Annotated in this window: 20 protein-coding genes; 18 read left to right on the top strand and 2 right to left on the bottom strand. The window is 71.7% G+C overall.

Annotated features, from left to right (window positions below):
• Window positions 1-28: 28 nt before the first annotated feature.
• The gene (locus RM479_RS02400; RefSeq protein ID WP_311510063.1) at window positions 29-1021 is read right to left on the bottom strand and encodes an AAA family ATPase; all 993 of its coding nucleotides are present in this window, start codon (window positions 1019-1021) and stop codon (window positions 29-31) included.
• A gap of 446 nt (window positions 1022-1467) precedes the next feature.
• Between RM479_RS02400 and mraZ the strand changes: the two genes are divergently transcribed.
• The 4 genes from mraZ (at window position 1468) to RM479_RS02380 (ending at window position 5625) form a co-directional block, all read left to right on the top strand.
• Window positions 1468-1899 carry a division/cell wall cluster transcriptional repressor MraZ gene (gene mraZ / locus RM479_RS02395; RefSeq protein ID WP_311510062.1) on the top strand — a complete coding sequence of 144 codons (432 nt, stop codon included), beginning with the start codon at window positions 1468-1470 and terminating at the stop codon, window positions 1897-1899.
• A gap of 274 nt (window positions 1900-2173) precedes the next feature.
• On the top strand, window positions 2174-3202 hold the full coding sequence (gene rsmH / locus RM479_RS02390) for a 16S rRNA (cytosine(1402)-N(4))-methyltransferase RsmH (RefSeq protein ID WP_311510061.1): 1029 nt from the start codon (window positions 2174-2176) through the stop codon (window positions 3200-3202).
• A 9-nt stretch (window positions 3203-3211) separates the two neighbouring features.
• Complete coding sequence (locus RM479_RS02385) at window positions 3212-3661, top strand: hypothetical protein (protein ID WP_311510060.1); 450 nt, start codon at window positions 3212-3214, stop codon at window positions 3659-3661.
• A complete protein-coding gene (locus RM479_RS02380) occupies window positions 3658-5625 on the top strand; it encodes a peptidoglycan D,D-transpeptidase FtsI family protein (RefSeq protein WP_311510059.1) in 1968 nt (655 codons plus the stop codon). The genes RM479_RS02385 and RM479_RS02380 overlap by 4 nt, the downstream gene beginning before the upstream one ends.
• 101 nt (window positions 5626-5726) lie before the next feature.
• Here the strand turns inward: RM479_RS02380 and mmuM are convergent, their stop codons facing one another.
• Window positions 5727-6659, bottom strand: coding sequence for a homocysteine S-methyltransferase (mmuM, locus tag RM479_RS02375; protein ID WP_311510058.1), 933 nt, complete (start codon window positions 6657-6659; stop codon window positions 5727-5729).
• 108 nt (window positions 6660-6767) lie between these two features.
• Here mmuM and RM479_RS02370 point away from each other — a divergent pair, with 108 nt between their 5' ends.
• The 14 genes from RM479_RS02370 to RM479_RS02305 all read left to right on the top strand — a co-directional run bounded on the left by RM479_RS02370 (window position 6768) and on the right by RM479_RS02305 (window position 23348).
• Window positions 6768-8429, top strand: coding sequence for a UDP-N-acetylmuramoyl-L-alanyl-D-glutamate--2,6-diaminopimelate ligase (locus RM479_RS02370; RefSeq protein ID WP_311510057.1), 1662 nt, complete (start codon window positions 6768-6770; stop codon window positions 8427-8429).
• 322 nt (window positions 8430-8751) lie between these two features.
• Complete coding sequence (locus RM479_RS02365; RefSeq protein WP_311510056.1) at window positions 8752-10200, top strand: UDP-N-acetylmuramoyl-tripeptide--D-alanyl-D-alanine ligase; 1449 nt, start codon at window positions 8752-8754, stop codon at window positions 10198-10200.
• Window positions 10197-11270, top strand: a complete 1074-nt coding sequence (gene mraY / locus RM479_RS02360; protein WP_311510055.1) for a phospho-N-acetylmuramoyl-pentapeptide-transferase — start codon at window positions 10197-10199, stop codon at window positions 11268-11270. The genes RM479_RS02365 and mraY overlap by 4 nt, the downstream gene beginning before the upstream one ends.
• A 5-nt stretch (window positions 11271-11275) precedes the next feature.
• Window positions 11276-12706: a UDP-N-acetylmuramoyl-L-alanine--D-glutamate ligase gene (gene murD, locus RM479_RS02355; RefSeq protein WP_311510054.1), complete on the top strand. Its 1431-nt coding sequence runs from the start codon at window positions 11276-11278 to the stop codon at window positions 12704-12706.
• A gap of 190 nt (window positions 12707-12896) precedes the next feature.
• Window positions 12897-14297 (top strand): putative lipid II flippase FtsW, encoded by a 1401-nt coding sequence (gene ftsW / locus RM479_RS02350; RefSeq protein WP_311510053.1) that lies wholly within the window; start codon window positions 12897-12899, stop codon window positions 14295-14297.
• Entirely contained in the window at window positions 14294-15457 is a 1164-nt protein-coding gene (murG, locus tag RM479_RS02345; RefSeq protein ID WP_311510052.1) for an undecaprenyldiphospho-muramoylpentapeptide beta-N-acetylglucosaminyltransferase, read from the top strand. Before ftsW ends, murG begins: the two co-directional genes overlap by 4 nt.
• On the top strand, window positions 15454-16950 hold the full coding sequence (gene murC, locus RM479_RS02340) for a UDP-N-acetylmuramate--L-alanine ligase (protein ID WP_311510051.1): 1497 nt from the start codon (window positions 15454-15456) through the stop codon (window positions 16948-16950). Before murG ends, murC begins: the two co-directional genes overlap by 4 nt.
• 102 nt (window positions 16951-17052) lie before the next feature.
• Complete coding sequence (locus RM479_RS02335; RefSeq protein WP_311510422.1) at window positions 17053-17742, top strand: cell division protein FtsQ/DivIB; 690 nt, start codon at window positions 17053-17055, stop codon at window positions 17740-17742.
• Window positions 17743-18232: 490 nt separating this feature from the next.
• Window positions 18233-19741 carry a cell division protein FtsZ gene (gene ftsZ, locus RM479_RS02330; RefSeq protein ID WP_311510050.1) on the top strand — a complete coding sequence of 503 codons (1509 nt, stop codon included), beginning with the start codon at window positions 18233-18235 and terminating at the stop codon, window positions 19739-19741.
• A gap of 135 nt (window positions 19742-19876) precedes the next feature.
• Window positions 19877-20596, top strand: coding sequence for a peptidoglycan editing factor PgeF (gene pgeF, locus RM479_RS02325; protein ID WP_311510049.1), 720 nt, complete (start codon window positions 19877-19879; stop codon window positions 20594-20596).
• 51 nt (window positions 20597-20647) lie between these two features.
• On the top strand, window positions 20648-21373 hold the full coding sequence (locus tag RM479_RS02320) for a YggS family pyridoxal phosphate-dependent enzyme (protein WP_311510048.1): 726 nt from the start codon (window positions 20648-20650) through the stop codon (window positions 21371-21373).
• Between the two features lie 134 nt (window positions 21374-21507).
• Window positions 21508-22035: a cell division protein SepF gene (locus tag RM479_RS02315; protein ID WP_274807821.1), complete on the top strand. Its 528-nt coding sequence runs from the start codon at window positions 21508-21510 to the stop codon at window positions 22033-22035.
• Window positions 22036-22072: 37 nt separating this feature from the next.
• Entirely contained in the window at window positions 22073-22372 is a 300-nt protein-coding gene (locus tag RM479_RS02310; protein WP_274807822.1) for a YggT family protein, read from the top strand.
• A 130-nt stretch (window positions 22373-22502) separates the two neighbouring features.
• Window positions 22503-23348: a DivIVA domain-containing protein gene (locus tag RM479_RS02305; RefSeq protein WP_311510421.1), complete on the top strand. Its 846-nt coding sequence runs from the start codon at window positions 22503-22505 to the stop codon at window positions 23346-23348.
• Window positions 23349-23411 lie beyond the last annotated feature (63 nt).

The following is a 23411-nucleotide window of genomic DNA, read 5'->3' as shown; positions in this document are numbered from 1 at the left end:
CTCTCGGGACGGTCGGACGGTCAGGCGGTCAACGGGGTGCGGGGACGGGCAGGCGGGCGACCAGGTCGGTGACGATCCGCTCGGCGGTCATGCGCTCCATCTGCGCCTGCGGTCCGGGCAGCAGCCGGTGCGCCAGGACCGGGACGGCCAGGGACTGGACGTCGTCGGGGACGATGTAGTGGCGCCCCTCCAGGGCCGCGTGGGCGCGGGCGGCCCGGACCAGATGCAGGGTGGCCCGCGGGGACGCGCCCAGGTCGAGTTCGGGACTGGTCCGGGTGGAGTTGACCAGGTCCACGATGTAGCGGCGCATACCGGGGGCGACGTGCACCTGGCGGACCAGGTCGGCCAGCCGGCGGACGGTGAGGGCGTCGGTGACGGGGGTCAACTCCTCCAACGGGGAGTGGGTGCCGTGCGAGTCGATCATGTCCAGCTCGGCCTGGGGGGAGGGGTAACCGACGGAGACCCGGGCCATGAAACGGTCCCGCTGGGCCTCGGGCAGCGCGTAGGTGCCCTCCATGTCGGCCGGGTTCTGGGTGGCCACGACCATGAAAGGGCGTTCCAGGGGGCGGGTGCGGCCGTCGACGCTGACCTGGCGCTCCTCCATGCACTCCAGCAGGGCGGCCTGGGTCTTGGGCGAGGCGCGGTTGATCTCGTCGCCCAGCACGATGTTGGCGAAGATCGGCCCCGGGTCGAACTCGAACTCGCGTCGCTCCTGGTGGTAGACGCTGACCCCGGTGATGTCGCTGGGCAGCAGGTCCGGGGTGAACTGGACGCGCTGCACGGAGCAGTCCACGGCCCGGCCCAACGCCTTGGCCAGCATGGTCTTGCCGACGCCGGGGACGTCCTCGATGAGCAGGTGGCCCTCGGCGAGCAGGACGGTCAACGCGACGCGCAGCACCTCCGGCTTGCCCTCGATGACCGTCTCGATGGCGCCGCGGACGCGGTCGGCCACGGCGACGATCTCTTCGACGTCCGCCTGGACGCCGCCCCCGCGACCGCCGTGGTGTGTGCCGAGTGACACGAGACCCCTCCCGCTCCGTGTGTCGGTGTTCGGATCCGAGGCTAGGGCCAATCAGAGCGATTGCAAACCAAAGTGCCGTAATCGGCCGTCGAATGCGGGCTGATGCTACGAAAGCGTACTAAAGCGCGAGAATTGATCTTCTGATCATTTGCTCCGACCCCGTTACGACCCACGGGGCGGCTGTGAAAAGAGACTCTCGCAAAGCCGCGTCTCCCGGCTTTCCCCGCCGCCTCCGGGGCCCGATCCGGGCGTCCGTCCTCCCGTCCGCCGGACGGCGCGCCGGGGGGCGCGGGATCCCCCACCCACGCACCACCGCTGTGACCTGCGCATTCGTCGCCCAATCCGCCATTGTGCCCCCATCGGAGCTGTTGACGGTGGGGAAGAGTGGAGTAAGGTGGAGCATCGTGGAGAGGGTGAATTCTCCGCTTCGGGAGGAGGTCGGGAGTGTGTTCCTCGGCACTCACACGCCTCGGCTGGATCAGAAGGGGCGCCTGTTCCTTCCCGCGAAGTACCGCGACGACCTGTCGGGGGGTGTGGTGATCACCAAGGGCCAGGAACGCTGCCTCTACGTCTTCCCGGTCAAGGAGTTCGTGCGCATCACCGATTCCCTCGCCGAGGCCCCCGTCACGACCCGAGCGGTCCGCGACTACGGTCGCATCCTCTTCGCGAGCGCCTCCGACCAGACCTGTGACGGTCAGGGACGGGTCACCGTACCGGCCGCCCTGCGCGCCTACGCGGGGCTCACCCGCGACTGCGCCGTCATCGGGGCCAACACCCGACTGGAGATCTGGGACGCCCAGGCATGGTCGGACTACGAGGCCGAGCGCGAGCGGGAGTTCGCGCACATGTCGGAGGAGGTGCTTCCCGGGGTGCTGTGAGTCCGGACACCTCCGGCTCCACGGCACGGAAACAGGTCCACACCCTCGCAGCCGGGATCCGGCGACGGCCTCCGGGTGCGGCGACACGAGCTGGCGCGACTTCCCCGGTGCCAGACCGTCAACGCGACGCCACCGAAAGGTGGACAATAGCGGCCGTGCCCGGAGGCCCGCCGGAAACCGGTGAGGCCACCAGGGACACCGCGGAGCGCGCCCGCACGGGCGCGACCGCGGCGATTCGAGGGGGAGACGCGACAGCGTGGAGGAACGGCAGCGCATGGGTGACACCCGGGGGCACGGCGACGGGAACGGGGACACCGGCGACGAACGCGTCGCGGCGGTCCGCACGGGGGCCGACCCCCTGCACGTCCCGGTCATGCTCGACCGCATCGTGGAACTGCTCGCCCCGGCACTGCAACGCCCCGGATCGGTGCTCGTCGACGGCACCCTGGGCCTGGGCGGCCACGCCGAGGCGCTCATGAACGCCTGCCCCGACGCCCGCCTGGTCGGCGTCGACCGCGACACCACCGCCCTGGAGCGCAGCGCCGCCCGCCTGGCGCCCCACGCCGACCGCGTCCACCTGGTCCACGCCGTCTACTCCGAGATCCCGCGGGCCCTGGACGAGGCCGGCGCCACCGACGCCGCCGCCGTCCTGCTGGACCTGGGCGTGTCCTCACCCCAACTCGACGAGACCGACCGCGGCTTCGCCTACGCGCACGAGGCGCCCCTGGACATGCGCATGGACCGCACCCAGACGCTCACCGCCTCCGAGATCGTCAACACCTACCCGGTGGCCGAACTCACCCGCGTCCTGCGCACCTACGGCGAGGAACGGTTCGCCTCCCGCGTCGCCCGCGCCATCGAACGCCGCCGCTCCCAAGGCCCCATCGAGTCCACCCGCGAACTCGCCGAACTCGTCCGCGAGGCCATCCCCGCCGCGACCCGCCGCACCGGCGGCCACCCCGCCAAACGCACCTTCCAAGGGCTGCGCATCGAGGTCAACGCCGAGCTGTCCATCCTGGAACGCACCCTGCCCGCCGCCCTCTCCCGGCTGGCCGTCGCAGGACGCATCGCCGTGCTGTCCTACCACTCGCTGGAGGACCGCCTCACCAAGAAGGCGTTCGCCGCGCTGGCCACCGACACCACACCCCCCGACCTGCCCGTCCCCCTGCCCGACCGGCAACCCGAACTCCGTCTCCTCACCCGGGGGGCCGAACTCCCCACGGACGAAGAGAACGAACGCAACCCGCGCGCCCAATCGGCCCGCCTGCGGGCGGCCGAACGCGTGCGGCCCACGCGGCAGTAGGGAGAACAGATGAGCACGACCAGGACGGACACCCGTCGCACCGCCCCGCGCCGCACGGCGACCCCGCGCAAGGCGCCCGACGGCGGACGCGCCCCCGCGCGCCCGAAGAAGAAGACGTCGACCGCGACCCCGGCCCGCTCCCGCGCGCCCAGGATCCCGTTCGTCCTCCTCGTCCTGTGCCTGCTCGGCGGTGCCCTGGTCGGTCTCCTGCTCCTGCGCGGTGTCATCGCGCAGGAGGCGTTCGCCATCTCCAGCCTCCAGACACAGAACCGGGAAATGTCCTACGAGGAACAGCGCCTCCAGAGCACCGTCGCCCACCTGGAGACCTCCGAGCGCATCGCCCGCGAGGCCGAGGCGATGGGCATGGAAGAGGGGGACGCCCCCCTGTTCCTGGACCCGGACGCCGGTGAGGTCAGCGGAGGGACCGAGGGCGGTTCCACCACCGGGAGCGCCGATTGAGCACCCCCCGACGCCCCCGCGACCCCCGCAGGCCCGGCGCGGCCGGCAAGTCCGGCTCTCGGCCCGCACGCAGGCCCCAACGCGAAGCCCCGCGCCCCGACACCGGGGCGCGGGCCTCCGGCGAACGCCGTTCACCCCGGGAGAACCGCGCCGCGTCCGGTGAGCGCCGACGCCGCAGGCCGACCCCGCCGCCGCCCCCGCCGCCCCTGCTGCGCCGCACCTTCCGCCGCGGCGAGCCGGGCAAACGCATCCGCTTCGGCGGCGCCCTGGCCCTGGCCGTACTGGTCCTCTTCGCCGGACGCCTGGTCCAGATCCAGGGCATCGAGGCGGAGACCTACGCCGAGGCCGCCTCCGAACTGCGCCTCCAGACCATCGACATCCCCACCCTGCGCGGCGCGATCACCGACGCCAACGGCGACCCGTTCGCGCTGTCCGCGGAGGTGCGCACGGTCTTCGTCGACCCCGAGGAGGTCCGCGAGGACCAGCGCGAGGAGCTCATCGACGAACTCGTCACCCGCTTCGACCTCGACGAGGACGAGGTCACCGCCAAGGTCGACGCCACACCCACCCGCTACCAGGTGGTCGCCCGCAAGGTGTCGCCCGGAGCATGGCAGGAACTGCGCGAACTCGGACTGCGCGGAGTGGGAGCCGAGGTCGACTACGAACGCGTCTACCCGGAGGAGACCGGGGCCGCCGACCTGGTGGGCTTCGTCGGCAGCGAAGGCCACGGCCTGGAGGGCCTGGAGGCCTACATGGACACCATCCTGGCCGGAGAGGCGGGCAAACGCCAGGTCGAGGTCGGCCTGGACGGCACCCAGATCCCCATGGCCGGCGGCCTGGTCAAAGACCCGGTGCCCGGCCGGGACGTGCGCCTGACCCTCGACCGCGACGTGCAGTGGTACGTCGCCCAGACCCTGGCCGAGCGGGTGGAGGAACTCGACGCCGACGGCGGCAGCGCCATCGTCATGATCCCCGGAACGGGCGAGATCATCGCCATGGCCGACTACCCGAGCTACACACCGACCGACATCTCCGCCGGCGGCCCCGAGGAATGGTCCAACGGCGCCGTCGCCGAGACCTTCGAACCGGGCAGCACCAACAAGGTCATCACGGTGGGCGCGGCCCTGGAGGAAGGACTCACCACCCCGGAGACGGTCTACACCGTCCCCTACGCCCTCCAGTACTACGACCAGACCTTCCGTAACTCCAGCAACAACGGCACCCAGCGCCTCACGGTCAACGGCATCATGGCCCAGTCCAGCAACGTCGGCACCATCAAGATCGCCGACCAGGTGGGACCCGGGGTCCTGCACGACTACATGACGCGATTCGGGCTCGGCCAGCCCACCGGCCTGGCGCTGCCGGGTGAGGAGACCGGCATCCTCACCGACCCCGAGGACTGGTGGGGCACCCAGCTGCCGTCGGTGTCCATCGGACACAGCGTCACCGTCAACGCCGCCCAGATGGCGTCGGTGTACGCCACCGTCGCCAACGGCGGCGTGCGCGTGGAACCCCGCGTGGTCGCCGGGACCGTCGACACCGAGGGCGCGTTCACCCCCGCCGACGACCCCGAGCGCACCCGGGTCATCGGCGAGGAGACGGCCGAACGCCTCGCGCTCATGCTGGAGGCGGTCACCAGCGACGAGGGCACCGCGCCCCAGGCCCGCATCGACGGCTACCGGGTGGCGGGCAAGACCGGTACCGCCAACCGGGTCAACCCCGAGACCGGCACCTACGAAGGCGGCGGCTACACCTCGACCTTCGCCGGCTTCGCGCCCGCCGACGCGCCCGAGGTCGTCGTCCAGGTGGTCCTGCACAACCCGCAGGGCACCTACTACGGCGGTGAGGCGGCCGGCCCCGCCTTCAACGACATCATGTCCTTCGCCCTCAAGACCCTGAAGGTCCCGCCGACCACCACCGACCCGCCCGCCATCCGCCTCTTCGAGGAGGAGGACGGCGACTGACCCCGCCCCTCCGCGCCTTCGCGTCGCCCCCTCACGGGCGGCCGACGCCCTCCGAGGGCTCGCCTCCGCCGGCCTCCGCGACCCCGAGGGCGCACCCGCGGTCAGGGCGACGCGAGCGCGTCCAGGTGGGCGCGCACCGACCGGATGTGCTCCGGGCCGGTGCGACAGCAACCGCCCACCAGCACCGCCCCCGCCCGGCACCACGTCACCGCGGCCGCGCCGAACTCCTCGGGGGAGGAGACCCCGGTCCAACGACGCGCCACGGCGTCCCACACCTCACCGGAATTGGGATAGGCCACCGCGGGGAACCCGGCCGCGGCCACCACCCGCACCAGATCCGGGACGAACCGGGGAGCCGTGCAGTTCACACCCACCGCCACCAACCGCGGCGCCGCGGGCGAGCCCGCCAGCTCCGCGACGACCTCCCGCAGCGGCGTGCCGTCGCACGCCCGGACCCCGTCCCGGCACGACAGGCTCAACCACGCCCGCACCCCCGGCGTCTCCGCCACCAGCCGCGCCAACGCCCGGACCTCCGCAGCCGACGGCACCGTCTCGCACGCCACCAGGTCCGCCCCCGCGTCGGCGAGCACCCGCCACCGCTCCCGGTGCCACGCGTACAGACCGTCCTCGTCCAGGTCATAGGCGCCGGTGTACTCCGAACCGTCCGCCCGGGCCGCCCCGTAGGGGCCCACCCCGGCCGCCACCAGGCCCGAACCGAAGGCGTCGCGTTCGAGCCTCGCCAACTCCACCGACCGCCGCACCAACCCGATCGCCTCGGCCCGCGACCACCCCCGGGCCGTCAACGCCGGAAGACCCGCCTGGTAGCCGGCCGCGGTCACCACCTCCGCGCCCGCCTCCAGATGATCCCGGTGCACCCGCCGGATCGCGTCGGGGTCCTCGGCCAACAACCGCGCCGACCACAGACCACCCGACAGGTCGTACCCGTACTCCTCCAACCGGGTCGCCAACCCGCCGTCGAGCACCACCGGCCGCCCCCCGGCCACCGCCTCCGCCACCCGGTCCACACCCCTCACCCCCGCCCACCACGGTAGTCGCGGAACCGCGACCGATCGGCGTCGTCCCAGCGTGGAAATTACCGACCGATCGCCTCCAACGGTTAACCTCCACACGTGCCACCGGTAATGCGACCTGAACACACGCCACTGCGACCCCTGTCCGACCTCGTGCCGCTGCTCGGCCCGGACGCCGCTCTGCTGCGCCCGGACCTCGCCCCGGATCACCCGGTCCCGGCCCGCGAGGTCCAAGTGCGCGGTATCACCCACGACTCCCGACAGGCGGGCCCCGGCGACCTGTACGCGGCCCTACCAGGAGCCCGGGCCCACGGGGCCGACTACGCCGCGCAGGTCGCCGAGGCGGGGGCCGCCGCCATCCTCACCGACCCGGCGGGGGCCGACCGTGCCACCGCCACCGGGCTCCCCACCCTCGTCGTCCCCGACGCCCGCACCGCCCTGGGCGCCGTCGCCGCCTGGATCTTCAAGGAACCCTCCCGGGACCTGCTGCTCATCGGCACCACCGGGACCAGCGGCAAGACCACCGTCTCCTACCTCATCGAGTCGGGACTGCGCCGCGCCGGCATGGGGACCGGCCTCATCGGCACCGTCGAGATGCGCGTGGGCGACGAACGCGTCGCCTCCTCCCTCACCACGCCCGAGGCCACCGACCTGCACGGCCTCTTCGCCCTCATGCGGGAGAAGGGCGTCACCGCCGCCGCCATGGAGGTCTCCAGCCACGCCCTGGCCCTGGGCCGGGTCGGCGGAGCCCGCTACGACGTCGCGATCTTCACCAACCTGTCCCAGGACCACCTGGACTTCCACAGTGACCTGCGCGACTACTTCGAGACCAAGGCGCGCCTGTTCACCCCCGAGTACTGCGACATCGCGGTGATCAACGCCGACGACCGGTTCGGTCGGGCGCTCGTGGACATGGTGCAGGCGCGAGGGGCGGTCCCCGTCACCACCTTCGGCGTGGAGGGCTTCTCCGACGCCGACCCCGAGACCGCCCTGACCGCCGACTGGACCGCCGTCGACGTGCGCCTGGGCGCCGCCGGCAGCACCTTCCGCATCGTCGGTCCCGGCGGCATGGAGGCCCGGGCCTCCGTCGGCCTGCCCGGCCCCTTCAACGTCTCCAACGCCATGGCCGCCGTCATCGGCCTCGTCGAGGCCGGCCTGCCCCTGGAGACCGCCATCGAGGGCGTGGCCGCCGCACCCGGCGTCCCCGGCCGCATGGAGAAGGTGACGGCCCGGGAGGTGCCCGCCTCCCTCCAGGACTTCACCGCGCTGGTCGACTACTCCCACAAACCCGGGGCCGTCGAGGCCGTCCTGTCCTCCGTGCGCACCGTCGCCGAGGGCGAGATCACCGTGGTCCTGGGCTGCGGAGGCGACCGCGACCGCGCCAAACGCCCGCTCATGGGCGAGGCCGCCGCCCGCCTCGCCGACCGGTTCGTCATCACCAACGACAACCCGCGCACGGAGGACCCCGTCGTCATCGCCACCGCGATGCTGGAGGGCGCCGCCAAGGTCCCCGAAGAGGAGCGGGCGCGGATCACCGTCGAGTTCGACCGCGCCGAGGCCATCCGCCTGGCCGTGTCCCGCGCCGGCGCCGGCGACGTCATCGTGGTCGCGGGCAAGGGCCACGAGACCGGCCAGTACGTCAAGGGCGAGGTCCTGCCCTTCGACGACCGCGAGGTACTGCGCTCCGCCATCGAGGAGCACCTGTCCGTCGACGTCCGCGAACGCCTCGGAGTCGCACTCCTGGACGTCCATCGGCCCGCCGACGGCACCTGACCCCGACCCCGCCCCGTGCGCGACCGGCGCACGGGGCGGAGCCGACGGTCACGAAGTGGCGGATATTGCCGACCACGGGCCCTGCCGGGACCCCGAACACCCCAACATGTTCTAAGGTGGGTGCGGCAATCGCAGCCCGAACACGCGCCGTCCACCGGTGGCGCCCATGGACGTTGTCGCCCCCGAACCACCGTGGTGGAATCCGGCGCGGCACCGCGTGCGCGCCCGTCCGCGGTGCCATCCCCCGAACCGAGTCCTCCGGCCGGGTGGCCATCCGTCATCCCGTGGTCGCCGTGGATCGGGCCTGACCTGAGGAGTGGATTTGATCGCGCTCACGCTCGATCGGATCGCCGAGATCACCGGAACCGCCCTCGGCGGATCAGTGCGCCCCGATACCGTCGTCGACGGCCCCGTCGTCGTCGACTCGCGCCTGGCGGCGCCGGGCTCCCTGTTCGTCGCCCTGAGCGGCGAGCGGGTCGACGGCCACGAGTACGCGCGGGCCGCGATCGAGGCGGGGGCGGCCGCGGCCCTGGTCTCCCGCCCCGTCGACGCCCCCCACCTGCTGGTCGACGGCGGGGACGACGCGGTGGTGGAGGCCCTGGCACGGCTGGCCCGCCACACCGCCGACACCCTGTCCGACCCCGCCCGCGGCGCCGACGCCGTCGAGATCGTCGGGGTCACCGGTTCCTCCGGCAAGACCACCACCAAGGACCTCATCGCGCAGGTCATCGGCCGGCGGGGCACCACCGTCGCCCCCGCGGGCTCGTTCAACAACGAGATCGGCCACCCCCTCACCGTGCTGCGCGCCGACACCGGCACCCGACACCTGGTGCTGGAGGTCGCCGCCCGCGGCATCGGGCACATCGCCCACCTGTGCCGCGTCGCGCCGCCCCGCATCGGCGTCGTCCTCAACGTCGGCAGCGCCCACGTGGGCGAGTTCGGCGACCGGGACGCCATCGCCAAGGCCAAGGGCGAACTGGTCGAGGCACTGCCCCCGGGGGCGTCGGCCCCCGGCGAGGGCGGCCTCGCCGTGCTCAACGCCGATGACCCCAAGGTCAACGCCATGGCCGCGCGCACCGCCGCCCGCGTCGTGACCTACGGGCTCGCCGACGACGCCGACGTACGGGCCGCCGACGTCGTCATCGGCGCCGACGGCGCGCCCGCCTTCACCCTCCACCTGGGCGGGACGAGCACCCCCGTGCGCCTGACCCTCGTCGGCGCCCACCAGGTGCACAACGCGTTGGCGACCGCCGCGGTCGCCCACGAACTCGGCATGGACATCGCGGACATCGCCGACGCCCTCGGCGCGGCCGTCCCGGTCAGCCGCTGGCGCATGGAGGTCACCGAACACGACGGTGTCACCCTCGTCAACGACGCCTACAACGCCAACCCCGAGTCCATGCGGGCGGCGCTGACCACCCTGGGCGCACTGGCCCGGGACCGCCGACCCATCGCCGTCCTCGGCCACATGGCCGAACTCGGTGACGAGGCGCACATCGAACACGAGAAGATCGGCGACCTCGCCGCTCGCACGGGCGTGCCCCTGCTGATCGTGGTCGGCGATCAGGCCGAGGGCATCGCCGCCGGAGCCGAGAACGCCGCCCGCGAGGGGCGGTGGTCCGGTGAGACCGTCCGGGTCGCGGACGCCGCGGCGGCCGCCGCGGAACTGCGCGCGCGGATGCGCGCGGGAGACGTCGTCATTGTGAAGGGATCACGGGTGGCAGCACTCGAAAAGGTTATCGACCACATCACCGAAGGTGATGTCCGGTGATCGGCATCTCCATCGCGGCGGCGCTGTCGCTGATCGTCTCCATGGCGTTGATGCCGCCGCTGATCAACCTTCTGTACCGCTTCAAGTTCGGCCAGGAGGTCCGCGACGACGGCCCCGAGGGCCACAAGACCAAACAGGGCACGCCCACCATGGGCGGCATCGTCGTCATCCTCGGCGCGGTGGTCGGCTATTTCGGCTCCCACCTGGTGCTGAGCCTGGTCCAGCCGTCCGCCCCCGGCCCCACCGCCTCCGGCCTGCTGGTGATGTTCCTGTTCGTCGGCATGGGCTGTGTCGGCTTCCTGGACGACTTCATCAAGATCTACAAGCGCCGCAGCCTGGGCCTGCGCAGCGGGGCCAAGATGGTCGGCCAGGCCATCGTCGGCGTCGGGTTCGCCTACGGCGTCACCCAGTTCCCCAACGGCTACGGCTACACCCCCGCCGCCCCCAGCCTGTCCTTCCTCCGTGACTTCGGCCCCCCGCTGATGATCGGCCTGTTCATCCTCTGGGCGCTGTTCCTCATCGTCGGCTTCTCCAACGCCGTCAACCTCACCGACGGCCTCGACGGCCTGGCCACCGGCGCGACGATCATCTCGCTGGTCGCCTACATGATCATCGGCAACTGGCAGCTCCGCCAGTCCTGCGTGTCCTACCTCTCCAACAACTGCTACACGGTCCGCGACCCCCTGGACCTCGCCGTCGTCGCCTCCGCCGTCCTCGGCTCCTGCATCGCCTTCCTCTGGTTCAACGCCCCGCCCGCCAAGGTCTTCATGGGCGACACCGGCTCCCTGGCCCTGGGCGGCCTCATCGTGGGCCTGGCCATCACCACCCGCACCCAGCTCCTGCTGCTCCTCATCGGCGGACTGTTCGTCATCATCACCATGTCGGTGATGATCCAGATCGCGTCGTTCCGCCTCACCGGCAAACGCGTCTTCCGCATGGCGCCCCTCCAGCACCACTTCGAACTCAAGGGATGGGCCGAACCGACCATCGTGATCCGCTTCTGGATCATCCAGGGCCTGTTCGTGGCGGTCGCCATCGGCCTGTTCTACCTCGAATGGATGCCGAGGTAACCGGGATGTCCCATCACTCCACCACCCCCTTCGCCGGCCTACGGGTCTGCGTCGCCGGCCTGGGCGTCTCCGGACCGCCGGTGGTCCGCCTCCTGCTGGAGCGGGGGGCCCGGGTCACCGTGGTCGACGGACGCGACGACGACACCGTCCGCCCCGTGGCCGCCGAGCTCACCGCGGCCGGGGCCGAGGTCGTCCTGGGCGCCACCCCCCTGCCGGACGAGTGCGACCTCGTCGTCATCTCCCCGGGCTGGCGCCCCGACTCGCCCCTGGCCGTCGCGGCGGCCGAGGCGGACGTCGAGGTCATCGGCGACGTCGAACTGGCCTGGCGGATCAAACCCGCCGACCAGGTGTGGCTCGCGGTGACCGGCACCAACGGCAAGACCACCACCGTGCGCATGCTGGAGGCCATGCTCCGCGCCGACGGACGCGACGTCCTCGCCGTCGGCAACGTCGGCACCCCCGTCGTCGACGCGGTGCGTCCCGACACCGACGGCCGCCACCCCGACGTGCTCGCCGTCGAACTGTCCAGCTTCCAGCTCCACTGGTCCTCCAGCCTGCGCCCGCACGCCGCCACCGTCCTCAACGTCGCCCCCGACCACCTGGACTGGCACGGCGGCCTGGAACCCTATGCCCGGGCCAAGGGCGCGGTGTTCGCCCCCGGCACCCTCCGCGTGGTCAACACCGCCGACCCCTGGTCGGTGCGCCTGGCCGAGGAGGACGGCGACCCGCACACCCCGCTGGTCGGCTTCGGCCTCGGCACCCCCCGATCGGGGGAGCTGGGCGTCGTCGAGGACCTGCTGGTGGACCGGGCGTTCGTCGACGACCCCGTGGGCGGCGCCGAGGAACTGGCCACGCTCGCCGACGTGCGCCCCCCCGCGCCGCACAACGTCGCCAACGCCCTCGCCGCCGCCGCGCTGGCCCGCTCCATCGGGGTCGCCCCGGCCTCGATCAGGGCCGGACTGGCGGCGTTCGCCCCCGAACCGCACCGGATCGCCTACGTGGCCTCGGTGGCGGGCGTCGACTACGTCGACGACTCCAAGGCCACCAACCCGCACGCCGCCGCCGCGTCCCTGGGCGCCTACGCCTCCGTGGTGTGGGTCGCCGGAGGTCTGCTCAAGGGCGCCGAGGTCACCGACCTGGTCGCGGCCTCCGCCGGCCGGTTGCGCGGAGCGGTGCTCATCGGCGCCGACCGCGCCCGGTTGCGCGAGGCGCTCACCGAGCACGCCCCCGACGTCCCTGTCGTGGAGATCGACGGGCCCGCCCCGGACGCACCCGAGGGACACACCGTCATGGACGCGGTGGTCGCCGCCGCGACCGCCATGGCGCAGGAGGGCGACACCGTCCTGCTGGCCCCGGCTGCCGCGTCCATGGACATGTTCACCAACTACCCGGAGCGTGGACGCCTCTTCGCCGAGGCCGTCCATCGATTGCTCTGAGTGACCGATCGCCGCCCGTGCGTGAGAAAAGGCGCGCGGGCGGCCTTCGCTGTGCTCCGAACCACTCCTTTCCAGGCCGAAGATGGCCAACACGCGGGAAATGTCCACGGTTCCCGACCCGCCGTTCGCCACTATTGAGGCGCGCAGGTGCGGAGGGTGGTGCGGATTGGCGACGACGACGGTCCCCGGAGTGGCCCGAACCCGGGCGACGGTGATCAAGGGGCGCGAGCGTCCCCTGTGGAGGGAATGGGCCGCTGCCCTGGACCGACCACTGACCTCCTACTACCTGATCCTGGGCACGGCGGTGCTGCTCATCGCCCTGGGCCTGGTCATGGTGCTCTCCTCCACCATGGTCAAGTCGATCAGCGAGACCGGCTCCTCCTTCTCCCTCTTCCAGAAGCAGTTGGGGGCGGCCGTCATCGGCCTGCCCCTGATGATCCTGGCCTCCCACATGCCCCAGCAGGTCTTCCGCCTCGTCGGCTACCCGGCCATGATCGTCTCCGCGGCCCTGCTGCTGCTCACCGTCTTCCAAGGGGTCGAGATCAACGGCGCCACCCGCTGGCTGGACATCGGCGGACTGGTCGTCCAACCCTCCGAACCCGCCAAACTCGCCTTCGTCCTGTGGGGCGCCGGCATCCTCGCCCGCAAGGACGAACTCTCCGAACTCACCGAGTGGCGCCACCTGCTCTTCCCGCTCCTGCCCGGCTGCGGTCTGCTCGTGCTGCTCGTCCTGCTCGGCTCCAACCTGTCCACCGCACTGGTGTTCCTCGTCACCTTTCTCGGCCTGCTGTGGGTGGTCGGCGCGCCCGGCAAACTCTTCGTGGCCATGTTCGGCCTCGTCCTGGGCCTGGCCCTCATCGCCATCGCCATCGAGCCCTACCGGATGGCCCGCGTCACCACCCTCTTCGACCCCATGGCCGACCCCCAGGGGGCCGGCATGCAGTCCCTCCACGGCCGCTACGCCCTGGGCACCGGCGGGATCTTCGGCGTCGGCATCGGCGCCAGCCGCGAGAAGTGGGGCTTCCTGCCCTTCGCCGAGTCCGACTTCGTCTTCGCCATCATCGGAGAGGAATTCGGCCTCATCGGCACCCTGCTCCTCCTCGCGCTCTTCGGCGTCCTGGGCTACGCCGGGCTGCGGGTGGCCTTCCGCGTCAAGGAACCCTTCCCCCGCCTGGCCGCCTTCGCCATCGTCACCTGGATCATGGGCCAGACCATGATCAACGTCGGCGCCGTCATCGGCCTGCTCCCCGTCACCGGAGTCCCGCTGCCCCTGGTCTCCTACGGCGGTTCGTCGTTGATCACGACCATGGTCGCCCTCGGCGTCCTCCTGTCCCTGGCCAAGACCGAACCCCAGGCACAGCGGGCCCTGGCGGCCCGGGGTCCCGGATGGGCGCAAAGGGCTCTAAGCTGGCTGGGCCTGGAGAACATCGCCAACCCGGTCACCGGCCGCGGCGGCACCCCGTCCTCCGGGCGCGCCGCCACGGCGCGCGGCCCGCGCACACCGGGTCCCCGCGGCGGCGGGACAACGGCCAAGTACGACAGCGGACCGGTCCCGGCTGGGAGCCGGTCGAGGAGGAATCGGCGACGATGAGGGTAGCCCTCGCCGGAGGCGGCACGGCCGGGCACATCGAGCCCGCGCTCTCCCTTGCGGACGCGCTGCGGCGCATCGACCCCACCACGGAGATCCTCTGCCTGGGCACCGAACGCGGCCTGGAGACCCGCCTCGTGCCCATGCGCGGATACGAGTTGGGTCTGATCCCCGCGGTCCCCCTGCCCCGCAAACTCACCCCGCAGCTGCTCAGTGTCCCCGGCAAACTCGCCGGTGCCCTCAGCGCCGCCGGCGACCACCTGGACCGCCTCCAGGCCGACGTCATCGTCGGCTTCGGCGGCTACGTCGCCACCCCCGGATACCTGGCGGCCCGACGGCGGCGCATCCCCATCGTCGTCCACGAGGCCAACCCCCTGCCCGGGCTGGCCAACCGCCTGGGCGCCCGCATGACCGAGCACGTCTACACCGGTCACCCCCACACCCAGATCCGCCACGGCCGGTTCATCGGCATCCCCCTGCGCCAACAGATCACCACCCTGGACCGGCTGGCCATGGGCGACAAGGCCCGCGCCTACTTCGGCCTCCGCTCCGACCTGCCCACCCTGCTGATCTTCGGCGGCTCCCAGGGCGCCCAGCGCATCAACGAGACCGCCTTCGCCGCCCGTGACGCCTTCCGCGACCACGGCGTCCAGGTCCTGCACGTGGTCGGCCCCAAGAACGCCGACGAACCCCAGGACCTCACCCAGGACGGCATCCCCTACGTCGCCGTGCCCTACGTCGACCGGATGGACATGGCCTACGCCGCCGCCGACATCGCCATGTGCCGATCCGGCGCGATGACCTGCGCCGAACTCACCGCCGTCGGCCTGCCCGGCGCGTTCGTGCCCCTGGCCATCGGCAACGGCGAACAGGCCCTCAACGCCGAACCCATCGTCCAGGCGGGCGGCGGCCTCATGGTGAACAACGCCGAGATCTCCGTCGAATGGATCACCGGCCGGCTCATCCCGCTGCTCACCGACACCGACCGCGTCGTGGCCATGTCCGAGGCCGCCGCCCGCATGGGCCGCCGCGACGCCGACATGGAACTGGCCCGCGAGGTCGCCGCCATCGCCCGCGGCGACCGGCCCAGCCCCGAACTTCCCGTCCCCGAAGACGACAACGGCGACGACACCTACTACGACGACGGGAAGGACGCCCGATGACCCTGGTGCGACCGACCGCCCCGATCCCCGTCGACGAACTGGGCCGCACCCACTTCATCGGCCTGGGCGGCGCCGGCATGTCCGGCATCGCCCGCGTGCTGCTGCAATCGGGCGTCGAGGTGTCCGGAAGCGACGCCCGCGACAGCGACACCCTGCGCGACCTGGAGGAGATGGGCGCCCGCGCCCACGTCGGCCACGCCGCCGAGAACCTCGGCGCCGCCGAGACCGTCGTCGTCTCCTCCGCCGTCCGGGAGAACAACCCCGAACTCGCCGAGGCCCGCCGACGGGGCCTGCGCGTCCTCCCGCGCGCCGCCGCGCTGGGCGCCCTGCTGCTGGGCCGCGAGGGCATCGCCATCGCCGGCACCCACGGCAAGACCACCACCACCTCGATGGTCACCGTCGTCCTCCAGCACCTGGGCGTCGACCCCGGCTACGTCATCGGCGGAAAACTCGTCACCACCGGCCTCGGGGCCGACGCCGGCATCGGCGGCCCCATCGCCGTGGAGGCCGACGAGAGCGACGGCTCCTTCCTCATGCTCTCCCCGAAGATCGCCGTCGTCACCAACGTCGAAGCCGACCACCTCGACAACTACAGCGGCATCGAGGAGATCCACGCCAACTTCGCGTCGTTCGTCGACCGCGTCGAACGCACCCTCATCGTCGGCATCGACGACGAGGGAGCGCGCCGCGTCGCCCGGACCGCCCGCGAACGCGGCAAGAAGGTCCTCACCTACGGCGAGACCGCCGACGCCGACTACCGGATCACCCGCATCCGCCCCCGCGGCTTCACCACCGAGTTCACCCTCGCCACCGCCGACGGCGGTGAGATCGAGGGCAGCGTCGCCGTCCCCGGACGCCACAACGTGCTCAACGCCGTGGCCGCCATCGCCGTCGCCGACGAACTCGGCCACGACCTGGAGGTCGCGGTCGAGGGCATCGCCGACTTCGGCGGGGCCGCCCGCCGCTTCGAGGCCAAGGGCGCGGCGGGCGGTGTGGGCGTCTACGACAGCTACGCCCACCACCCCACCGAACTGGAGGCCGACCTGCGCGCCACCCGGGGCGCCCTGGAATCGTTCGCCGAGCAGGCGCGCGAAGCCGGGGAAGAACAGCCCGAGGGGCGCATCATCGCCGTCTTCCAGCCCCACCTGTACAGCCGCACCCGCATCTTCGCCGACGAGTTCGGGGCCGCCCTCACCCTGGCCGACGAGGTCGTGGTGCTGGGGATCTACGCCGCCCGTGAGGACCCCGAACCCGGGGTCACCGCCGAACTCATCACCTCCAGGGTCGGACACGACCGGGTGCACCACACACCCGACCGCGCCGACGCCGTCCGGCTGGCCGCCGACCTGGCGCGCCCCGGCGACATCGTCCTGACGATGGGCGCCGGCGACATCACCGAACTGGGTCCGCTCATCGTGGACCGGTTGGCCGAGGTCGCCGACGTGGAGGAGATGGCCGAATCCCTCGGCCGCGGCGGACGGGGCCGGGACTGACGTCGGAGGACACGGGTGAGGGCAGACCACGACGGAGCGCCACGCGGCGGGGACCCCGACACCGGGACCCGGCCGCGCGCCGACACCCCGACCGCGAAGACGGTGCGCCAACGGTCCGACCCCTGGAAGGTCGCCTTCGTGGCGCTCCTGGTCGTCGCCCTCGTCTGCGTCGTCACCTGGATACTCCTCGGCTCCCGCCTGCTGGTGGTGCGCGAGGTCTCCGTCACCGGCCTGGACCGGGTCGACCACGATGAGGTCGTCGCCGCCGTGGACGTCCCCACCGGCACCCCCCTGATCCGGGTGGACCTGGCGGACGGCGCCGAACGCGCCGCCTCGCTGCCCCTGGTGGAATCGGCCACGGTCACCCGCGGCTGGCCCGCCACCCTACGGGTCGAGGTCGTCGAACGCCGACCCCTGCTCGCCGTGCGGGTGGGGGAGGAGTACCGACTCGTCGACCGGGACGGGATCCGCATCGAGGACTCCCCGACCCGGCCCGGCACCCACCCCCTGGTGCGGGTCACCGGAGAGGTGGAGGGGAACGAGGCCGTCCGGGCCGCCGCCGACATCGTCGAGAGCGCCCCCGACTCCTTCCTCGCCCGGATCCGGCTCATCGACGCCACCGACACGGAGGACATCCGGATCGAGGTCACCGAGGGCTCCGTGATCGAGTGGGGGACCGCCCAGGGCGCCGAGGACAAGAGCGACGTCCTGCGCGTGCTCATGCGCGAACACCCGCCAGGGGAGGGGACCGTCTACGACGTCTCCACCCCGGACCTGGCCATCGTTCGGTGAAGCGGCGACCACAAGTGGGGAAAAGACGGCAAAGTCACCGGAAGTCGGATCCGGACCCTCCCGATCGGGGGCCGCAGGGCGCCCAGAGGGGGCCACGGACACGACGCGGGGACATTCCAGACGCGACGCGCCGGGTCGGCACATCGCTTCCTCGTGTTATACGACGTTAGGCTGAAGTCGTCATCGGTTGCCGGTGGTGGACGGTCGGCTTAGTGTCGAGAGTCACGACCATCGTCAACAAAGTACAGAACACGCTTTTCGGGGTACGCGGGAATCGTATTCCTCCCGCCGAGCCGAGGGAGGCGTCGGCCCACCCCGGGCCGGCACCCCGCGGTCCACGCGGCCCCGGGTCCCCCGCCCCGGCGTCCGCGGACGCCTTGTCGGGATACCCGAAACGCACACTGTAGAACCGGATGCCGGACCCTCCGGCCCGACGGCCCCGCCGTCGAGCGGACGGGAACGGCGTATGCGAGCGGAAAGGCCCCTCGTCGTGGCAGCACCGCAGAACTACCTCGCGGTCATCAAAGTCGTCGGTATCGGCGGCGGCGGTGTCAACGCCGTCAACCGAATGATCGAAGAGGGGCTCAAGGGCGTCGAGTTCATCGCGATCAATACCGACGCCCAAGCGCTGCTGATGAGTGACGCGGACGTCAAACTGGACGTCGGTCGTGAACTCACGCGCGGACTGGGAGCCGGAGCCAACCCCGACGTCGGCCGCAAGGCCGCCGAAGATCACCGCGAGGAGATCGAGGAGGTCCTCAAGGGGGCCGACATGGTCTTCGTCACCGCGGGTGAGGGTGGCGGGACCGGCACGGGCGGCGCGCCCGTGGTCGCCAACATCGCCCGATCCCTGGGAGCACTCACCATAGGTGTGGTCACCCGCCCCTTCGGTTTCGAGGGCAAGCGCCGGGCCACCCAGGCCGAGTCGGGGATAGCGATGCTCCGCGAGGAGGTGGACACGCTCATCGTGATCCCCAACGACCGGCTGCTCTCCATCTCCGACCGGCAGGTCAGCGTCCTGGACGCCTTCAAGGCGGCCGACCAGGTCCTGCTCTCCGGTGTCCAGGGCATCACCGACCTGATCACCACACCGGGCCTGATCAACCTCGACTTCGCCGACGTCAAGTCGGTCATGTCCGGGGCCGGGTCCGCGCTCATGGGCATCGGCTCCGCACGCGGGGACGACCGGGCCGTCGCGGCGGCGGAGATGGCGATCTCCTCCCCGCTCCTGGAGGCCAGCATCGACGGCGCCCACGGCGTCCTGCTGTCCATCCAGGGCGGATCCGACCTGGGCCTGTTCGAGATCAACGAGGCGGCCCAGCTCGTCTCCAACTCGGCGGCGCCCGACGCCAACATCATCTTCGGCGCGGTCATCGACGACGCCCTGGGCGACGAGGTCCGTGTGACCGTCATCGCCGCGGGCTTCGACGAACCCGAGGTCACCGGTCCGTCCCTGCACAGGCGCGAGCCGGCGGACCCTCCTAAGGCCGTCGCCCCCACGGCGGGCAGCGCGTCCAGTGGGGAGGGGGCGCCCTCCGCGCCCGCCACCACGGGCGCGAACGGGGCGTCGGCCGAGAACCTGCCGTGGCTGGGCGGTCGTCAGACCACGCCCGAACCGGCCCGTCCGCAGACCCCGCCGCTCTCGCAGCGCCCCGTACGGCAGGACCCGCCCCCGGCGGCGCCCGAACCGTTCGAACAGCCGGCGGTCGACCCCGAACCCCAGGGCCAGGACCCGGTGGAGCAGCCCGAGCCGCAGGCTTCGCCCTACGGCACCTCCTACGCCGACTCCTCCTACACCGAGTCCTCCTACGCGGACCACACCGGTCAGGAGGAGACCCGGGACCGGGAGGAGCCGGACGCCCGGGAGGACGAGCAGTCCCGCTCCATCCACGTGGTCTCGGAGTCGGTCGCCGAACGGCGCGCCGACGTCCCCACGCCCCGTCGCCGGGTCGTCTTCGAAGAGCCCGACGACCTGGACGTCCCCGACTTCCTGAAGTAGCGGATCGACACCCCGGTACCATCGACGTGTCAGCGGCCCCGACCCGAGTGGACGGGGCCGTCGCCGCCCCGGGCGTCCGACGCCGACCGCGCCGACCGCGCCGTCCGGGCAGAGGGAAGGACAGCGGGCAGCCGGATGGTCACCATCGCCGACCTCGGGCACGGGGTCCGTGCCGCCGTCACCGAACGCCACGGCGGGACCAGCGTCCCGCCCTACGACTCGCTCAACCTCGGCCTGGGCACGGGCGACGATCGGGAGACGGTCCTGGCCAACCGGCGCCTCGCCGCCGAGGACCTGGGCTTTCCGGCCGACCGGATCGTCTGGATGAACCAGGTGCACAGCGCGGACGTCCTCGTCGCGAAGGTCCCCGGCGGCGTCGGTACCTGCGACGGGGTCGTCACCACCCGATCCGATCTGGTCCTGGCCTCCCTGGCCGCCGACTGCCTGCCCGTCCTGGCGGCGGACGGGGAGAGGGGCGTCCTGGGCGCCGCCCACTCGGGCCGCTCGGGCACCGGCCACGGGATCGCCGGCAACCTCGTCGCGACGATGGTCGACCACGGCGCCCGCCCCGAGCACATCACCGTCTTCCTGGGACCCGCCATCTGCGGCTCCTGCTACGAGGTGCCGCCGGAACTCCAGGCCGAGACCGCCCGCCGCACACCCGAGGCCGCCTCCACCACCCGGCGGGGCACCACCGGGGTCGACATGGTCGCCGCCGTCACCGCCCAGCTGCGTCGGGCCGGCGTCACCGACATCCGCGCCGACGGCCGCTGCACCCTGGAGAGCCCCGAGCTGTTCTCCCACCGGGGCGGTGCGCCCACCGGCCGATTCGCCTCGTTCGTCTGGCGCGTCTGAGGGACCACCGACGACCCCGGACGGACCCGCGCCCACAGGAGTAAGGACAACGTGTCACACGACCCGGCCCGCGTAGAGCGGATCAAGGCCAACCTCGCGGCGGCCCGCACCCGCATCGAAGAGGCCTGCCACAAGGCCGACCGAAACCCCTCCGAGGTGTCCCTGGTCGCCGTCACCAAGACCCGCCCGGCCGAGGACGTGCGCATCCTGGCCTCCCTCGGCGTCACCGACGTCGGCGAGAACCGCGACCAGGAGGCGGCGCCCAAGGCCGCCGCCACCGCGGACCTCGACCTCACCTGGCACTTCGTCGGCCAGTTGCAGACCAACAAGGCCAAGTCGGTGGCCTCCTACGCCGACGTCGTCCACTCGGTCGACCGGGACAGGCTCGCCCGTGCCCTGGGGGACCGGGCCGCGTCCGCCGGCCGACGCCTCACCTGCCTGGTGCAGGTCGACCTCGACGACGGGTCCCAGGCGGGAGTGCTCGGACCCCGGGGCGGGGTCGACCCCGCCGACGCCCTCGACCTGGCGGCCCGGATCGATGGGCACGACGCCCTCACCCTGGGCGGGGTGATGGCGGTCGCGCCGCGCGAGGGCGATCCCCACGAGGCGTTCGGTCGCCTTTATGAGGTCGCGTGTCGGATCCGTGATCGTTATCCTCTGGCGACGGTGATCTCCGCGGGCATGAGCGGGGACCTGGAAGCCGCGATCGAGCGAGGCGCGACACACCTGCGCCTCGGTACGGCGTTGCTCGGCGACCGGGGACCGATCGTGGGGTAATGTCCCCACATAGACCTTGGAACCCGTCTGTGGAGTTCGCCCGAAAGGGCGTCCCACCCCGCTGAGAAGGGGAGACGGGACCGTACGGAGGAGTCGGCTGCGGTGAAGGCCGCGGGGACGACGGAGGACATGAGATGGCCGGCGCGATGCGCAAGATGGCGGTCTACCTCGGCCTCGTGGAGGACGACCGTTACGATCACCGCTATGCGGACGAATATGATGAGTTCGACGATTTCGACGAGGGCGTGGAGGAACACCGCGAGCGCGGTGTGGACACTCCGCGCGGCGAGGGAACACGGGGCGACGAAGTGAGCGACACCGGCGACCACTCGGGTACGGGTGAGCGACGCGGTGGCACCACGACGACCTCTTCCACCGCCGACCTCGCGCGGATCACCACGCTCCATCCGCGTACCTACAACGAGGCGCGTACGATCGGAGAGCACTTCCGGGAGGGCACGCCGGTGATCATGAACCTGACCGAGATGGTCGACAGCGACGCCAAGCGTCTGGTCGACTTCGCGGCTGGTCTGATCTTCGGTCTGCATGGCAGTATCGAGCGCGTGACCAACAAGGTGTTCCTACTGTCCCCGGCCAACGTCGAGGTGACCGCCGAGGACAAGGCGCGGATCGCCGAGCGAGGGTTCTTCAATCAGAGCTAGACCATCACATCCGTTCAGAGATTGGGTCGATTAGACCGTGTATCCCGTCCTATTCGTGCTGATCATCGCGCTCCAGCTGTACGTGTTCGTGCTGCTGGCGCGTGTGGTTCTGGAGATGGTGCAGTCCTTCTCCCGGACGTGGCGCCCCACGGGGTTCCTGCTCGTGATCGCCGAGATCGTGTACACGCTCACCGACCCGCCGTTGAGGTTCCTGCGGAAGTTCATCAAGCCGATCCGGCTGGGCAGTATCGCGCTCGACCTGAGCGTCCTGGTGCTGTTCATCGGTCTGACCATCGTGATGCGCCTCCTTCAAGGGTTGGCGGTCTCGGTCGCATAGCACCAGGGTCGGGGCGAAAAAAATCGCCCCCGATTCCGTTATGTGGTCTTGGTCATGATCCGGATTGCCGTAAGGTCACGATCAGGTAGCGTCCCTACGGATGGACTCCAAGCGCGCCAAGGAGACGAAGATGCCGCTGACACCCGCTGATGTGCGGAACAAGCAGTTCAGCACGACCCGGCTCCGACCGGGGTACGACGAAGAAGAGGTCGACGCCTTTCTCGACGAGGTCGAGTCCGAGCTGGACCGACTGATCCAGGAGAACGAGGAACTGCGCGGCAAGCTCGCCGAGTGCCTGCGCGGCAAGGTGCCCAACGCCGGGATGCAGGACTTCCAGCAGCCCCAGGAGCAGCCCGAGCCGCCTCGCCCCGAGCCCGTCCAGGCCCCGCAGGCCGTCGTCGAGCCGCAGCCCCAGGCACCCGCTCCCATGCACATGAGCATGGGCGGCGAGGAGAACATGGACACGGCCGCCCGCGTCCTGGCCCTCGCCCAGCAGACCGCCGACCAGGCGATCTCCGACGCCCGCCGGGAGGCCGACGAGACCCTCGGTCGCGCCCGCCACGAGTCCGAGGACATCCTCGGCAAGGCCCGCCGCCAGGCCGAGCAGATCATCGGTGAGGCCCGCGTCCGCTCCGAGAACCTGGACCGGGACGCCCAGGAGCGTCACCGTCAGGTCATGGGCAGCCTCGTCCAGCAGCGCGAGGAACTGGAGCACAAGGTCAACGTGCTCAAGGACTTCGAGCGCGAGTACCGCAGCCGCCTGAAGGACTACTTCGAGCGTCAGCTGCGCGAGCTGGAGGAGGGCGCCGGCATCGAGCAGAACCCGAACACCACCGGCGGCTTCCAGACGATGGCCCCGCCGACCGGCCCGACCCCGGCGCTCCAGCACGGTCCCGCGGGCAACCCGTTCGGTCAGCCCGAGCCCGTCCAGCACGGCGGTTTCCACCCGGGCGAGGCCCCGCACGACCGCCGCTGACCCCGGTCGGCGGTAGGCTCCACAACTGAAGATTCCGGCAACGTGTAAAGGTCCTGGTCGACC

The organism is Nocardiopsis lambiniae, from assembly GCF_031845465.1.
Lineage (GTDB): Bacteria > Actinomycetota > Actinomycetes > Streptosporangiales > Streptosporangiaceae > Nocardiopsis > Nocardiopsis lambiniae.
This window is presented reverse-complemented; position numbering and strand designations above follow the sequence as displayed.

Bases quoted from the DNA above. Each gene is read 5' to 3' on its own strand.
- murG (WP_311510052.1), top strand. From the start codon at position 14,294: ATGAGGGTAGCCCTCGCCGGAGGCGGCACGGCCGGGCACATCGAGCCC.
- pgeF (WP_311510049.1), top strand. From the start codon at position 19,877: ATGGTCACCATCGCCGACCTCGGGCACGGGGTCCGTGCCGCCGTCACC.
- RM479_RS02315 (WP_274807821.1), top strand. From the start codon at position 21,508: ATGGCCGGCGCGATGCGCAAGATGGCGGTCTACCTCGGCCTCGTGGAG.
- murC (WP_311510051.1), top strand. From the start codon at position 15,454: ATGACCCTGGTGCGACCGACCGCCCCGATCCCCGTCGACGAACTGGGC.
- rsmH (WP_311510061.1), top strand. From the start codon at position 2,174: ATGGGTGACACCCGGGGGCACGGCGACGGGAACGGGGACACCGGCGAC.
- RM479_RS02370 (WP_311510057.1), top strand. From the start codon at position 6,768: ATGCGACCTGAACACACGCCACTGCGACCCCTGTCCGACCTCGTGCCG.
- RM479_RS02305 (WP_311510421.1), top strand. From the start codon at position 22,503: ATGCCGCTGACACCCGCTGATGTGCGGAACAAGCAGTTCAGCACGACC.
- murD (WP_311510054.1), top strand. From the start codon at position 11,276: ATGTCCCATCACTCCACCACCCCCTTCGCCGGCCTACGGGTCTGCGTC.
- RM479_RS02385 (WP_311510060.1), top strand. From the start codon at position 3,212: ATGAGCACGACCAGGACGGACACCCGTCGCACCGCCCCGCGCCGCACG.